Origin of the sequence: Actinomyces sp. zg-332 (assembly GCF_011751945.2) — a bacterium.
GTDB lineage: Bacteria > Actinomycetota > Actinomycetes > Actinomycetales > Actinomycetaceae > ZJ293.
In genome coordinates this window covers 857,151-872,745 of record NZ_CP064951.1, presented here as the reverse complement: position 1 = coordinate 872,745, position 15,595 = coordinate 857,151, and the positions used below count along the sequence as shown (strand labels likewise).

At 34.4% G+C, this 15,595-nt stretch carries 14 protein-coding genes; 10 read left to right on the top strand and 4 right to left on the bottom strand.

Annotation, left to right across the window (positions count from 1 at the left end; all coding sequences use genetic code 11):
• Positions 1-37 precede the first annotated feature (37 nt).
• Positions 38-541: a DUF3145 domain-containing protein gene (locus HCQ94_RS03545; RefSeq protein WP_166977697.1), complete on the top strand. Its 504-nt coding sequence runs from the start codon at positions 38-40 to the stop codon at positions 539-541.
• Positions 542-694: 153 nt separating this feature from the next.
• Here the strand turns inward: HCQ94_RS03545 and HCQ94_RS03540 are convergent, their stop codons facing one another.
• Entirely contained in the window at positions 695-1,840 is a 1,146-nt protein-coding gene (locus HCQ94_RS03540; RefSeq protein WP_166981945.1) for a DUF3866 family protein, read from the bottom strand.
• A gap of 184 nt (positions 1,841-2,024) precedes the next feature.
• Here HCQ94_RS03540 and HCQ94_RS03535 point away from each other — a divergent pair, with 184 nt between their 5' ends.
• Both HCQ94_RS03535 and HCQ94_RS03530 read left to right on the top strand, forming a co-directional pair.
• Positions 2,025-2,324, top strand: a complete 300-nt coding sequence (locus HCQ94_RS03535; RefSeq protein WP_166981942.1) for a hypothetical protein — start codon at positions 2,025-2,027, stop codon at positions 2,322-2,324.
• Positions 2,317-4,995 (top strand): DEAD/DEAH box helicase, encoded by a 2,679-nt coding sequence (locus tag HCQ94_RS03530; RefSeq protein WP_166981939.1) that lies wholly within the window; start codon positions 2,317-2,319, stop codon positions 4,993-4,995. The genes HCQ94_RS03535 and HCQ94_RS03530 overlap by 8 nt, the downstream gene beginning before the upstream one ends.
• A gap of 149 nt (positions 4,996-5,144) precedes the next feature.
• On the opposite strand, the gene HCQ94_RS03525 is transcribed toward HCQ94_RS03530, so the two are convergent.
• Positions 5,145-6,458 carry an MATE family efflux transporter gene (locus tag HCQ94_RS03525; protein WP_166981936.1) on the bottom strand — a complete coding sequence of 438 codons (1,314 nt, stop codon included), beginning with the start codon at positions 6,456-6,458 and terminating at the stop codon, positions 5,145-5,147.
• A gap of 133 nt (positions 6,459-6,591) precedes the next feature.
• On the opposite strand from HCQ94_RS03525, the gene HCQ94_RS03520 reads away from it, so the two are divergent.
• The 3 genes from HCQ94_RS03520 (at position 6,592) to HCQ94_RS03510 (ending at position 8,611) form a co-directional block, all read left to right on the top strand.
• Positions 6,592-7,329, top strand: coding sequence for a DUF4241 domain-containing protein (locus HCQ94_RS03520; protein WP_166981932.1), 738 nt, complete (start codon positions 6,592-6,594; stop codon positions 7,327-7,329).
• Positions 7,330-7,463: 134 nt separating this feature from the next.
• Positions 7,464-8,291: an AzlC family ABC transporter permease gene (locus tag HCQ94_RS03515; protein WP_166981929.1), complete on the top strand. Its 828-nt coding sequence runs from the start codon at positions 7,464-7,466 to the stop codon at positions 8,289-8,291.
• Positions 8,291-8,611, top strand: coding sequence for an AzlD domain-containing protein (locus tag HCQ94_RS03510; RefSeq protein ID WP_166977687.1), 321 nt, complete (start codon positions 8,291-8,293; stop codon positions 8,609-8,611). The genes HCQ94_RS03515 and HCQ94_RS03510 overlap by 1 nt, the downstream gene beginning before the upstream one ends.
• Before the next feature lie 76 nt (positions 8,612-8,687).
• On the opposite strand, the gene HCQ94_RS03505 is transcribed toward HCQ94_RS03510, so the two are convergent.
• A complete protein-coding gene (locus tag HCQ94_RS03505) occupies positions 8,688-9,491 on the bottom strand; it encodes a purine-nucleoside phosphorylase (RefSeq protein WP_166981926.1) in 804 nt (267 codons plus the stop codon).
• A gap of 161 nt (positions 9,492-9,652) precedes the next feature.
• Entirely contained in the window at positions 9,653-11,089 is a 1,437-nt protein-coding gene (locus tag HCQ94_RS03500; protein ID WP_166977685.1) for a purine-cytosine permease family protein, read from the bottom strand.
• 282 nt (positions 11,090-11,371) lie between these two features.
• Between HCQ94_RS03500 and coaE the strand changes: the two genes are divergently transcribed.
• From coaE to HCQ94_RS03480, 4 genes are all read left to right on the top strand, one after another.
• Positions 11,372-12,031 (top strand): dephospho-CoA kinase, encoded by a 660-nt coding sequence (coaE, locus tag HCQ94_RS03495; RefSeq protein ID WP_166981923.1) that lies wholly within the window; start codon positions 11,372-11,374, stop codon positions 12,029-12,031.
• Positions 12,032-12,208: 177 nt separating this feature from the next.
• The gene (uvrB, locus tag HCQ94_RS03490; protein ID WP_166977682.1) at positions 12,209-14,248 is read left to right on the top strand and encodes an excinuclease ABC subunit UvrB; all 2,040 of its coding nucleotides are present in this window, start codon (positions 12,209-12,211) and stop codon (positions 14,246-14,248) included.
• A gap of 122 nt (positions 14,249-14,370) precedes the next feature.
• Entirely contained in the window at positions 14,371-14,970 is a 600-nt protein-coding gene (pdxT, locus tag HCQ94_RS03485; protein WP_166981920.1) for a pyridoxal 5'-phosphate synthase glutaminase subunit PdxT, read from the top strand.
• 4 nt (positions 14,971-14,974) lie between these two features.
• On the top strand, positions 14,975-15,436 hold the full coding sequence (locus tag HCQ94_RS03480; protein ID WP_166981917.1) for a hypothetical protein: 462 nt from the start codon (positions 14,975-14,977) through the stop codon (positions 15,434-15,436).
• Positions 15,437-15,595 lie beyond the last annotated feature (159 nt).

The following is a 15,595-nucleotide window of genomic DNA, read 5'->3' as shown; positions in this document are numbered from 1 at the left end:
AACTCTATTTGAAGGACTCCGCGAGAAATGAAAACTTATGAATAAAAATTCACTTACTCGTGGAGTCATTTTTATACATTCAACTCCACGAGCGTTATGTCCTCACATTGAATGGGCTATAAGTCATGTGCTTGAAACTGAGATAAAGCTACAGTGGACTAAACAGAGTATAGATGAAAAAGTTTATAGAACTGAGCATTCTTGGATAGGGCAAGTTGCTACCGGAGCAAAGTTAGCTTCTGCTCTTCGAGGGTGGGAGCATTTACGCTATGAAATAACTGAAGAACCTACTTTGCTGACAGATGGGGGAAGATGGGTTCATACTCCTGAACTTGGAATTTTCTACTCCCAAATGGACAGAAATGGGAACATGCTTATTTCTGAAAACAGAGTGAGGGCTGTACTTGAATACCAAGATGACCCTAAGCGTATGATACACGAATTAAAATTAGCGCTAGGTAATGCTTGGGATGAAGAACTTGAACCTTTCAGACAAGGCTCTGATGGTGATAATTTGCGTTGGTTACATAGGACTGAGTAGTTTTTCACCTTTAACGTGGGGAAATAATCTTAAAATTCGTGGTAGCTCACATAAGAATTATTATGTAAGCTTTTAGTAAAAAAGTTCTATAGTTGCCACGAAATAATTTTATTGTGTGCAACCATAACAAAGACCTACTGAAGTATTACGATTTTATTTCAAGGTCATAGCAAAAAACCCACTAGCATACCCTGCAGCAAAAGCTGAGTAATCTTGCTCGAGGTTCCTTCCCATAGTAGATAGTTTTACAGGAACATTGCATAAATCTTCATAAATACTTTTAGAGGCAAAAGGTACCAAAGAATGTTTAGATAAAGATGTAATAAGTGCTTTTTCTATTTTCTTTATACATAGGTTATAAAAATCTTTACCTAATTCTTTTTCAAACTTATTTTCCCCATCAAATGTAGGTATAGGTAAGTGTACAGGTACGTAAGTTGCTTCGCAAATGGTGGTTAAACAGTGGTGAGAAACACCGTAATGGCGTTCACGCAAATCACCGTTAGAAAGACGTAATACTCCGATAGGCGTACCTTTTAAAACACCAATAGCGTTGAAAATATCAGCACATTGCATACCCGAGAAACCAAAATGTGTGCCTGTGCCAGCATTTCCAGGTCCTTGAGTAACGATTACAACATCAGCATTGTAAACGTATTTAGCTGCAAGTAAAGCTGTGTAAATATTTATAGTTTCACCATCTCCACCATATGCCTGCCCACAAGTAATGGTTTTATAAATCCAGTTTTTCTCTTTCAAAACAGCGACGTTTTTTGAGAAAGCAATAGGTAGTCCAGCTCCATCTGGCATTACGTACACTACTTTAGCCTTAGGATCTGAAGCATAAATACCAGCTAAAACACTAGGCAAAGCTGAATGCAAATCAGCTACGATTACTGGCAACCCTTCAATAGAAGATTTAGATTTAATAACATCGTGATAAGGGCTATCTTGCTCTTCAATACTCATGACCATATGTTGAAAAGGAGAGTAACGAGCTTTGACAATATGGCCTATTTCTGGCATTTTATCAGTAAAATCAGCATCAAAGTTAGTTACGGCAAAAGCTAGACCACCAGTTCCCAACTTTTTAGCAACAGCACTAGCTTCAACTAGTAAGCTATCACCAATTTTCACAGTGTCAATAATGCTTTTATAAGCCATGACTTTCAAAATGTGACCATTGCATAAGACTTTGGCATTCCCACCATTGTATTCGTCTACAACAGTAGTTTCTAACTCAAAGCATTCATCTGTGTTTGATATTATTTTTGTTACTTCAACTTTTCTATAAATCATGTAACTATTCTAACAAGAAGTAGTATGAATTATTTGACGAAGTAGCATGAGTTTTGCCAATAAGAATTCAAATAACTTAGATATACTCTTTTCAATATAAAACTTTGACGAATTATTGTGTAAAATATAATGAGTTGATTCTATTCAAAGTTATATAAAATGTTTCAAATATAAGAGGTAAAATATGTGGACAGCTATATGGATAACTCTAGTAGTGCTAGCAATAGTTACCCCTATATACCTTTTGTATAAAATTGTTATGAAGCTTATAGGAATCTTAAAAATATTTGATTCTAATGAAAAAGAATCTAAAGCAGGTAAAGATTTACCCGAATATAAAGTTGGTGTAGTTGCTGATTCAAATTATAAAAATATGCAAAGACGTAAACGAATTGAAATAAAAACTATAAGACTGGAACGAAAATATAATAGACTCGCACGTGTAGTTAATAGATGGCGTAGATACGGATTGATGGATGATTAAAAGTTTTGAAACAACTCTAAAATTTACTTTAGATAAATTTCAAAAAGAAGCTATAGAAAAAATTACCCAAAATGATAACGTTTTAGTTTGTGCTCCAACTGGTAGCGGTAAAACTGTTGTTGCTCAATTTTCTATACACAAAGCAATATGTGAAAATAAAAAAGTTTTTTATACCACACCAATTAAAGCTTTAAGTAACCAAAAATATAGAGAATTGTTACAAGAACATGGTGAGGTAAAAGTAGGCCTATTAACTGGTGATATCGCAATAAATCCTGACGCGCAAATAGTTGTAATGACTACTGAAGTATTGCGTAATATGATTTATGAAAACTCTAAGCGTTTAGAAAACTTATCTTCAGTAATACTAGATGAAGTGCATTATTTATCTGATGAATTTCGAGGACCTATATGGGAAGAAATAATAATTCATCTGGATTATAAGGTACAGATAGTAGCTTTATCTGCTACGATATCTAACTCTAAACAATTTGCTAACTGGATTAGACAATGTCGTTACTCTTGTGAACTAATTGAAACTAGCCATAGACCTGTGCCTTTGTACCAAAAAATGCTGGTTGGAAATAAAATATACGATTTATTTGCTGAGGGAAAAAGCGTTGATACTTTAGGTAAAAGAACTGCTTTAGAAATAAATGATTCTTTGCTTAATGCTATACAGAAAGTTCCAGCTGACCATACCTATCGTAGATTTAGACCACAAATTTTACCTCGCCATAAAATTGTTTCTTTGCTTGCTGAAAAATCAATGTTACCGGCTATTTTCTTTATTTTCTCGAGAGCTAATTGTGAAGAAGCAATGAATGTATGTCTAGATAAAAAAATAGATCTTACAACTGACGAAGAGAAAGTACTAATTCAAGAACGCTTTCAAGTTTTCTATGAAAATATTGATAAGACAGACCATAAAAACTTAAATCTACACAAATGGGCAAAATGCTTGATAAATGGGTATGCTACTCACCATGCTGGTTTGCTACCAATAATGAAAGAATTTGTTGAAAGATTATTTGCTGATGGACTCATAAAAGTTGTATTTGCAACAGGAACTCTAGCTCTTGGTGTAAATATGCCAGCAAAAACTGTGATTTTAGAAAGCTTATATACTTGGAATGGCAAGGCACACGTAATGCTTTCTCCAATAGAGTTTACTCAATTAGCTGGTAGGGCAGGACGTAGAGGAATAGATACTTTAGGAAATGTTGTCGTAGTATACGATGGCAGTGCTGAGGTAGAAGACTACTTTGAACTAGCTACAAGTAGGGATTATGAGTTAAATTCAGTGTTCAAACCTACATACAACATGGTCGCTAACCTGTTAAAGACTTTTTCACCTCAAGAAGTAGAAGACTTGTTGAGATCGTCTTTTGCGCAATTCCAGGGAAATGAGTCAATTACAGCTTATGTTCAGAAAATCAAAAAAGAAGAAAAACTAGCTGATAAATTTTTAAACACTTTGAGTTGTTCTAAAGGTAATTTTTTAGAATATGCTGAGTTAAAAACAAAGCTTTCAAAAGAACAGTCTAAGTTAAAATATGAGAAATTCTTAAGACAAAAGCAATATAACGAAATCTTCTTAGATGAATACTGTAAGGTAGGAGCAATTTTTACCTATAAAAAAGGTAGACATAGAAAATACGGTATTGCCATTGCAAAACCAACGAGTAGAGGTAACTCTTTTTTCACAGTAGTAACAGAAAAAGGTAATAAGAAGAAAATCTTTTTAGATAGCTTACAAGACAATATGGTTGCATTTGTGACACAAATTCATAAACATGAGCTAAAAATAGATGATCAACACCTTTTATACGAGGCATTTTATAATGTAAAATCAGCTAAAAAACTGGGTATGATTTTGCAAAAAATAGTCAGGAAAAAAGATACTTTTAAATACAAAACACCAGAAAAAGCACAAACTAAAGACATTAAACGTCTATCTGACCTAGAAAATAAGATTTACCAACATGAGTGTAATAACTGTCCAGATAAACGTGATCATTTAAACAGCTATCGAAAATATAAAGAACACAGCGATAATATAAGTCACTACGAGAGACTTATTGACCTCGAAACTGGTAATATTTCTAAGCTATTTACTAATATTATGCAAGTTCTAGAAAAGATGGGATATATCGATGAAAATTATCAGCTGACAGAAAAAGGATATATGCTTTCTGAAGTATACTCCGAAAACGATTTACTAGTTACGCAAGCGATATCAGAGGGAATATTTGAAGATATAGAGCCAAGTGTTTTAGCGTGCCTCATAAGTGCTTGTATATATAGCGGAAGAAAAAACTCTTCACGTCGTATGACTAAAAAATATGCTAGAAGTTTTGAAGGAACTCACGAAAAACTATATAGAATATACAAAAAAATTGACCAGTTGCAAAAGAAAAACCACTTATCAGAAGTTCACGATATAGATTTTGGGCTAGTAGAAGTATTATATCCATGGTCTAACGGAATAGAACTGTCTCAAATTTTATCTACAGCTGATATAGAAGCTGGAGACTTTGTAAGATGGTGTAAACAAGTAAAAGACTTACTTTCACAGATTGAAAACTTAAATATACCGGAAGTCTCACTAAAAGCACTTATTGCTAAGAAAGCCATAAATAGGAGTATAGTGGCTTGGAGCTCAGTATAAACTTACTTTATATGAAAACAAACAAGGCATAAGAAAGCATAAACAGCGCAAAATAAAGCTAATAAGTTTGTTAGGTCAAAATGCTAAACCTCAAAAATTCTAGACCTTATATAGCTTAAGAGTTATAAACCTTTAAGAACTAGTAGACACTAAAATTTTACCCACTTGTAAGAGAACAAACGATAACTATTAGCTACAGCTCTACCACCATAAAACACAATCAGCATGCATAACCACAAAGCGATCAAACCGTAGTTAGATGAAACAAGTTTAGAAATACTTACTAGAGAAATCGAATAGACTAAGAAATTCAAAACACCAGCAATAGCTAGATACCAAGTGTCACCAGAGCCGATAAGCACACCATCGCCTATAAAAGCAAAAGACATAACAGGTAGTAAAAGCCCAATAAGTACAATAGGAACAACAGCCATAGATTGCAAGCCTGAATTATTAGTAAAAATTATAGGCAAATAATGGGACAAGCATATTATAACTATTCCAACAAAAACAGCTATAACACTAGTAAATTTAAAACACTGCTTAGTTAAACTTACCAGTTGTTCATAATTCTTACGTCCCATTTCAACAGCAATTAGCGACTGAGAAGCAGTTGCCACTGAATCAACTAGAAGCGCAATACAAACACTTACCGTATAAACTATTTGATGAGCAGCTAGGACTTCAGTACCAAAATGAGCAACAGTAACACCAACAAGTATAAGAGAAGCATTTATTGTCAAAGAACGTATGAATAAAGGAATATTTTCCAGCAAAGCAGCTAAAATAGTTTTCGTAGGTTTGTAATTTATTTTGTTACCTTTAACTTTTCTACGAATGCTTGTAATAAGGCAAATAGCAATAAAAACTTCACTTATTGAAGTCGCAATACCAGCACCTATAAGTCCAAAAGAAAAACCCATGATAAAAGTAGTGGTGCAGATTACTTTGATGATAGCAGCAACAACGCTAACTATCAGAGGAGTAATAGTGTCCAAAGTTCCTCTTAAAATACCTACACAAGACAAAGAAATTAGTATGGCAAATAGCCCTGGTAAAGAAGCTCTTATATAACTTTGTGATTGGATTGCGACCTCTTCAGTTACACCTAAGAACAAAGCAATGTCATAAGCAAAGAAAAATAGTAAACTACATAGACAAAATCCAATAAAAATAGATAACCAAATACTTTGAAATCCGTATTCGTAAGCTTGTTTTATCTTACCAGCACCAAAAGTTTTACCGACTTTTGAGGTAGTGCCGTAACTTAGGAAAATAAATATGCTATATGAAGTAGTTAGAATACTACTTGAAATACCAAGACTGGCTAGTGAAAGAGTGCCTAGCCTACCTACAAAAGCAGTATCTATTGCACTCAAAAGGGGAGCAATAACTATAAATCCTAAAGTGGGAAGAGCAAGAGATAGAATTTGCCTATTGATACTAGAATTCTTTGAAACCATGTTTTATATATTACAGAGCACAGATATAAATATAAAGATTAGATATAAGAAGTATAAATAAAAGTTCTATTTAAATATGTGAGATTTTAACAGGTATATTATTAAATAGAAAGTAACAATACGGGGAGAAGAAGTGCAACCTGTAAAGCAATGGCTTGAAAAATATGAGAAAGTAAAAAACTTACTTATATCGCCAGTTGACTATAATCAACTATTTAGAGCAAAAGAAGTCCTGAATAAAAAAACTTTTGTTGTAAATATGGGAACCATAACTTTCCCAACAGGGCAAATTCTAGTTAGAGACCCGATAGTTTACTTACATCCTAGAGAAGAGGCATACTTTATTAAAGTACCAATAGGTACATTCCAGTTGGAAACTTTAGTAGCTGAAATAAGAGAAAATCATTACATGTATATCGCTACAAGGATAAAATTTACAGAAGAAAAATCTGTTATATATGAAGAGGCGTTAATTGGATATGAAAACTTAGATGATGTAGATGAAAATTCTTTTTTCGGCTTTCAAGTTGACACAGGTTTAGTGACAATTGTAGATGTGCAGATTAAAGATGCATACCATAATTTTTGTGAAGAATGGTCACAAGACAATCCTGAAAAAGAAATATACAACACATATTTTTCTGAAAAGTTTAAAGAAAGCTATAAAAATAGTCCACACTTTCAAATTCAAGAAGGAAATTGGATAAACTTTACTATCCCAGGAACAAACCTAAATATGCCAATGATTTGCCCAGGATTTGGGGAGGCAACGTACTTTGTTTACTTTGGACGTGATAGTAAAGGTGAAATATCAGAAATTGTAATAGAGTATCTAACCGTTGATAGCCTAGATTATGTAGTATCTGAATAGATACGAAACGCCATTAAACAACATATAAAAATAAATTTAATCTTTTAAAGATATATATGTTATCTTAGTAAAGTTGTAATGATTTTATTAAGGCAAGATTAAATATTAACCAATAAATAAAGTTGTAATGATTCATGGAAACTCGAAGAAGAACAAATAGGGCAGAATTCTTTTCAGGAATGAAAGATTCTATCCCCATAGCATTAGGATATTTCGCTGTAGCTTTTAGCTTAGGTATTGTTGCTAAAAACGCTGGCCTAAATCCTTTTCAAGGATTTTTAGCTGGGCTACTAAATAACGCCTCAGCTGGTGAATATGCTGGTTTTATGCTTATAGCTGCAGGTGGTACTTACCTTGAAATGGTCATAGTAACTCTCATCACTAATGCTAGATATTTGTTGATGGGTTGCGCTATGAGTCAAAAGCTTGATGAAAATACTCCTTGGTATCATAGGTTAATAATTGGTTTTGATTTGACTGATGAGCTTTTTGCTTTATCTATTGCTAAGGAAAATAAGCTAAATCCATTTTATTTCTACGGTGGAATGGTTATATGTATGCCATTTTGGGCAAGTGGAACAGTAGTAGGTATAGTTTCAGGGACAATTCTTCCAGATAACGTTATTAGCAGTTTGAGCGTTGCCTTATATGGAATGTTTATTGCGATTATTATGCCACCTGCTAGGAAAAATCCTATCTTAGTTCCAGCAATATTGATTAGTTTTGCTGGTAGTTTTGCTATGGCTAAGCTTAGTATTTTTAGTCAAATATCAAGCGGTACAAGAATAATTATTCTAACTGTAGTAATTTCTTCAGTTTTTGCTATTTTATTCCCTGTAAAAGATACACCGCAAGATGATAAAGAAAATGTTTCATCAATTACCGATGAGTCTAACGAAAAAGAAAGTAATGCTGTAAAACAAGAACTTCGTGATTGCGAGAATACTAAGGAGGTAGAATAATGGGAATTGATATTTATATATACATATTCATTATGGCATTAGTTACTTATGCTACACGAGTTCTACCTTTGACTTTGATAAGGAAAGAAATTACAAATACTTTTTTGAAATCTTTCCTATATTATGTTCCTTATGTAACATTGGCGGTTATGACATTTCCGTCAATTATGGAGGCAACTAATAGTCCAATTGCTGGAGCTATAGCATTAGTTATTGGGCTTGTGCTTGCTTGGTTTGGTGCAAATTTATTTCAAGTTGCTATTTTGTGTTGTTCTACAGTTTTTATCTCAGAGCTATTAATAGCTAATTACTTCGTATAAGTTTGTATAAGTAAATAAATACTTTAAATAGTTTATGGCTACCGTAACAAAACAGTAGCCATAAATTATTTTTAGATTAAAGTTCTTCAACAAATTCTTCTACAAGATTGTGTATGCGTGTGCAAGCTTTAGCTCCAGCTTCTAAAACTTGTTCAGAAGTTGTCATTTCTTCGCTGAAAGATAAATCACTTACAACGCTTAAACCTAGAACTGGAACTTCTAGTTGGTGCAGAGCTATTGCTTCAAGAACAGTTGACATACCAACAATATCAGCACCTAAAGTCACAAGCATTTTTGTTTCAGCCATAGTTTGGTATTCAGGGCCTCGAAGTAATGCGTAAACACCTTCACGCTGAACATGCTTGCGGGCAAAGTCCCAGAATTGCTTAGACCAAACTTGTGATATATCAGTGAAAACAGGACCAGTAAATGGTGAGAAACCAGTCATATTTATATGATCAGTTATTAGAGTTATGTCACCTAATTCCCAATCTTTTAAGCAACCATTAGCATTTGTTAGTATTGCTGCTTTGATGCCAGTTACACAAGCAATTCTCACTGGTAAAGTAATGATACTCGGATCTATTCCTTCATATAGGTGAGAGCGACCATGATATACAAGTACGTTTTTACCCTTTACTGTGTAACTGGAAACCATATCTACGTGTCCATCAGCAATAGGTTTTTTCACACCAATCAAGTCAGATATAGGGAAAGTGCAGTCTGGTTCACCCCAATTATCAGTTACTTGTATGAGACCTGAGCCTAAGACGAGTAGCAAATCGTGTGTTTTTTTGCCGGTGCGTTGAGCAATTTGATTAGCACCGTCCATCATATAGCTTAAATCGGTGCTAGCGTATGTTTGAAAAGCTTCTTTCATTTTTATCTCTTTTGCTAAGAAAGGTTATTCCAATCATATTTTATCGAATAAATATTACAGAATATATAGGAAATACTGATTTCTTATTTTATTTGGTTTTTCTTATATTAAAAATAAAAATATGGCTGTGAAACTTATGTTCCACAGCCATAAAAGAAAAATTAGTCAAGCTGTGCTTCTTGTTTTGCAACACGTGAGCGACCTAGCAACAAGTGACCAAATAGACCAATTGCTAGAGATAGTAGGATACCAATATTTGAGTATGCCCATGCTCCTTCACGTCCACCTAGACCAAAGTCTAGCAAGTAACCTTGCCATGATAGCCATGAAGTTGAGTTCACAACTAGACCCCAACCTACGAAAGTACCTACTACAACTAGAGCAATTGCTTCCCAGTTGATTGAGCCATAGATACCTGAAGGAGTAAATAGTGATTCTTCATCATATTCTTTCTTACGCATAATGGCTTCAGCTATCATGATACCTGCCCATGCAGCAATAATTGCGCCTAGTGTAGTTAGGAATCCTGAGAATGGAGCTAGGAAGTCACTAGCGAAGAATACTACTAGAATTGTACCAACTGTCATGATAGCAGCATCGATACCTGTAGCAACTGGACGAGGTACACGAAGACCTGTAGCTAGTAGTGAAAGACCTGATGAGTATAGGTCCATGATAATACCACCGACTAGACCTAGAATTGCTACGATAGCAAATGGTACTAGGAACCAAGTAGGTAGAATTGTTGTCAAAGCGCCGATTGGGTCATTATTGATTAGTTCGCCTAGTTTCTTATCTGAACCAACTAGTAGAACACCGAAAATGGCTAAAACGATACAAGGCAATGAAGAGCTGAATGTTGTCCAGAAGACTACGCCTTTAGTTGAAGCCTGACGTGGCAAGTAACGTGAGTAGTCAGCAGCTGCGTTTACCCATCCTAGACCAAAACCAGTAAGAAGCATTACAAATGCGCCAATTACTGAAACTAGTGATCCTGATGGCATTGCCATGATGTTTGTCCAGTTAATTGATGGAATTGTAAGTGCTAGGTAAATTATAGTTAGGATTGCTGTTAGCCAAGTAATCCAAGTTTGAACACGCATAATTGTGTCGAATCCAAAGATACCAGCAAATGCTGAACATCCTACTACAATTACGAAACCTAGAATTTGAGCTGTAGTGTGGTTAGTCCAGCCCAATGCTTCCATTACTGTTGCAGTTGCTAGTGTTGCTAGAACACATAGAACTGTTTCCCAACCAACAGTTAGCATCCATGAGATTAGAGCTGAAATGCGGTTACCATTATATCCAAATGCTGCACGTGATAGTGCTAGAGTTGGAGCTGAACCCTTTTTACCAAGGGTAGCAATAATACCGCAGAACAAGAATGATAGGGCAACGCCCACTATTGTTACTATAACTGCTTGAACAAATGACAAGCCAAATCCTAGTACCCATGCTCCCCATGACATACCGAGTACTGAAATATTTGCAGCAAACCAAGGCATAAATAGGTCGCTTGGCTTACCTTTACGATCAGCTTCAGCGATAACATCAAGACCAATGTCTTCAATCGCTACATTTTCTTTATTTGACATTTCTTTCCAATCATTATCATCATCGTCGATGTGATACTTACCTTAGATATTTTAGAAACATATTTATCATTGTAAAACTAACACTGTGGTATATTTGAATTTTTTTTGAGAAATATTCATTATAAAAACTAAATTGTTCAATTTTAGTCAATATTTGTTTTATCTTGTGTATAAAATCTGAAAGTAGGGTAAGTGTTCTCAAGAAGTATCTTTTAGAGTGCTTTATACAGAAATATAGTTTTTTTCTTCACAAATATATTAAAAATGTTTAATGTTTATACTATGGGATACAAGATTTTACGTGATTTTTCTAAAAAGAGCGCTTTTGAATGCGTATCAATTGGGCTTATCGGTACCATAGGTTCAGGAAAAACTACTGTGCGTGAAATTTTTTCTAAATATGGGGTAAAGAGTATTGACGCTGATTATATTTCTAGAAAACTATATGTTAAAAACTCTATTACTTATGAGAAAATAGTTCGAAAATTTGGAACTAAGATTTTAAATTTCCAAGGCGATATAGATCGAAAAGTTTTGGGAGAAATTGTTTTTAGTGATAAGGAAAAACTTGCATTATTGGAAGAAGTAACGCATAAGGATATAAATAATTTTGCTGAAAATTTTCTCTCTAGTATTCCTAATGGCAAAGTTGGTTTATATGAGTCTACTAAACTAATTGAAACAGGAATATATAAAAAGCTAGATATTATCATTTGTGTGCAATCTGAAATTGAAAAGCAGTTATCCCGTTTAGCACATTCTCGTAATATGTCTGAAAAAGAAGTGTATGAGCGTATTTCTAATCAAAAATCTGATACGGAGAATGCGAAAATTGCTAACATAGTTTTAGAAAACAATGAAGACTTGCAGCTACTTGAGAAAAACGTCATAGAAATACTACAAATAATTAAAAAGACCTTACTAAAAGCAGATAAGTTATAAAGTTATTGTTTAGAGTTACTGCAAAATAAAGCTGTTGACTACTTAACTATAAGCAAAGCAAATTGTAAAACTAAAATACAACATATTTATATATACTTGAACAGAAAAAAATTTGCCAATAGGTATATAATTATTTGATAACTGCTGTATAAAAACAGAGTAATTTTAGGGGCATAAGTGGCAGAGAATAAAGAAACATTTGACGAAAAATTTGAAGTAATTTCACCTTATAAGCCATCAGGAGATCAACCTAAAGCTATAGCTGAATTATCTGAACGCTTAAACGGGGGAGAAAAAGACATTATTCTATTAGGTGCCACTGGTACTGGTAAATCAGCAACGGCTGCTTGGCTAGTTGAATCAGTGCAAAGACCCACTTTAGTGCTTGCTCCTAATAAGACTCTTGCTGCACAGCTTGCTGCTGAATTTAGACAACTACTTCCTAATAATGCTGTAGAGTACTTTGTTTCTTACTATGATTATTATCAGCCAGAAGCTTATGTGCCACAAACAGATACATTCATAGAAAAAGATTCTTCAATTAACCAAGAAGTTGAAAGACTAAGACACAGTGCCACAAATTCTTTGCTTACTCGTAGAGATGTTGTAGTGGTTGCTTCAGTTTCATGCATATATGGTTTGGGTACACCAGAAGAATATGTTAAAGGTCGAATAGTTTTAGAAGTCGGTCAAGAAATTGATCGTGACGAGCTTTTACGGGCTTTCGTTTCAATTCAATATACTCGTAACGATATTGAGTTTGCTCGTGGAACTTTTAGAGTAAAAGGCGACACTATCGAAATTATTCCAGTTTACGAGGAATACGCTATACGAATTGAAATGTTTGGAGATGAAATTGAAGCCCTGAGCTTATTACATCCTGTTAGTGGACATTTGATTGAGGAAAAAAATCGTGTACATGTTTTCCCAGCCTCCCACTATGTTGCTAGCCACGATCGCATGGCAAGAGCTATGACTAGTATTGAAGAAGAACTACAGCAACGCCTGGCTTTTTATAAGGAAAATGATCGGTTACTTGAATATCAGCGATTGAAATCACGCACAGAATATGACTTAGAATCTATGCATGAAATAGGTATGTGTCCGGGGATAGAAAACTATTCCAGACATATTGATGGACGTAGCGTTGGCGAGGCTCCTAACACTTTGCTTGACTATTTTCCTGATGATTTTTTGTTAATCATTGATGAATCCCATGTTACTGTTCCTCAAATTGGGGCTATGTATGAGGGAGATAGATCACGTAAAACTACTTTAGTAGAGCATGGTTTTAGATTGCCTTCAGCTCTAGATAACCGTCCACTTAAGTGGGAAGAATTTCTAGAAAGAGTAGGGCAAACAGTATATATGTCAGCTACTCCTGGTAAATATGAGTTAAGTGTATCTGATGGATTCGTAGAACAAATTATTCGTCCTACTGGTTTAGTAGATCCTCAAATCGTTGTTAAACCAACTAAGAACCAAATAGATGATCTTCTAGATGAAATTAGAATTAGAGTCGATAATAGTGAGCGTGTGCTGGTTACTACGTTGACGAAGAAAATGGCTGAAGACCTTACTGATTACTTAGTTAATGCTGGTATACGTGTAGAATATTTGCACTCTGATGTTGATACTTTACGCAGGGTAGAGCTACTGCGACAGCTACGTATGGGTGAGTTTGATGTACTTGTGGGTATCAACTTGTTGAGAGAAGGGCTTGATTTACCAGAAGTTTCTCTTGTTGCTATTTTGGATGCTGATAAAGAAGGATTTTTACGTTCAACTACTTCACTAATTCAGACAATCGGCCGTGCTGCTCGTAACGTTTCTGGGCAGGTACATATGTATGCTGATAAGATTACTGATTCGATGAAACAGGCTATTGAAGAAACTGATCGTCGCCGAAATATACAGATAGCTTATAACAAAGAACATGGAATTGATCCTAAACCTTTGCAAAAGAAAATTGCTGATGTTACAGATATGCTTGCTCGTGAAAATGAAGATACTAAACAGGTAATTGAGCAATCTATTAAGACGAAAAAAGGCAAAAAACTGCCTAGTAGCATAGTAGATTTGACGAATTTAATTTCTGAGTTAACTAATCAAATGCAAGCAGCAGCATCACAGCTGCAGTTTGAAGTTGCTGCTAGATTACGTGATGAAATTGCTGACTTAAAGAAAGAACTACGTCAGATGAAAGATGCGATGTAAGTAGTTTACTTGTTTAGCTAGTTGTAAGTTATATAAAGGTTACACACTTATATTGTATGTTGCTCTAGTGTTAGAATATATTTATTCTACAGAATGTTTTTACTTATAATTGGTGGTTATCTATGTCAGATATAACTATTGGAGTTTTAGCGTTACAAGGTGATTTTATTGACCATGCACGTATGATTGAAGAATTAGGCGTAAAAACCAAACTTGTTAAATCAGCTGAGGACTTAGAAACTATTAATGGAATTATTATTCCAGGTGGAGAGTCTTTTGTTATTGAAAAACTAGCTAAACTATTTGGGGTATTTGAACCTTTACGTAAAAAAATTCTTGATGGCATGCCTGTTTATGGAACGTGTGCAGGTATGATAATGCTTGCTAACAAAATCTTAGATGGTAATGATGGACAAGAGGGGCTTGGAGTAATGAATGTTACTGTTAGGCGTAATGCTTTTGGTCGTCAGGTTGACTCTTATGAAGAAGATCTTGAGGTTGTAGGTTTGGAAAAGCCTTTTAGAGGAATTTTTATACGAGCACCTTGGGTTGAAGAAATTGGTAACGAGATTGAAGTTTTATCACGTACATACTCACGCAGTAGTGAGGGCAATATTGTTGCTGTACGTCAAAAGAATATGTTAGCTACCTCTTTTCACCCTGAAGTTGGCAAAGATAACAGTTTCCATGAACTATTTGTGAATATGTGTATGAAGGAATAAGAATATGTGTGCTAGAGATGAGCGTATAAAAAGAATGCTTGTTGAAGCTGAAAAATCTTTGTTTAATAATGATTTACTAGCTGATAAGGACTGGGTAAACTATGTTATCCATGATGGCTTTAGAGAAGTTACAGACACTGGGAGACTTATTTTCAAAGATGAAGTTTTACAGAAAATGGGTCATTGTCACACAAAACTCGAGTTAGTTCCAAATAATGTTGAATACGTTCAGGTTAGCGAAAATTCGTGGTTGTTATACTACATAATTGACACTGGTGAAGCAAAAGAATATCACACATCGCTATGGATAAAAAGCGATATTCCATTTGCTGATTTAAGTGATATTGATATAGATGAAAGTGATAATAACGAGTATCAGTACTTCAAAGATTTAAACACTATGAAAGTTGTTTTTCATCAAATTTCTATAGTTCAGACACCTGTTAACCTCATTCCTTTCGAATAAAGTTTTGGTGACTGCTTTAGCTTTATTCTGTAAAATAAGTAACTATTACTAATTCTTTCTTGCGATAATATATCTATGGAAAAATTGCTTGTATTTACAAATAAAAATTAGAATTTTACAATAGAACTTGGTAAGAACGTATATAATTAGTTAGTACGA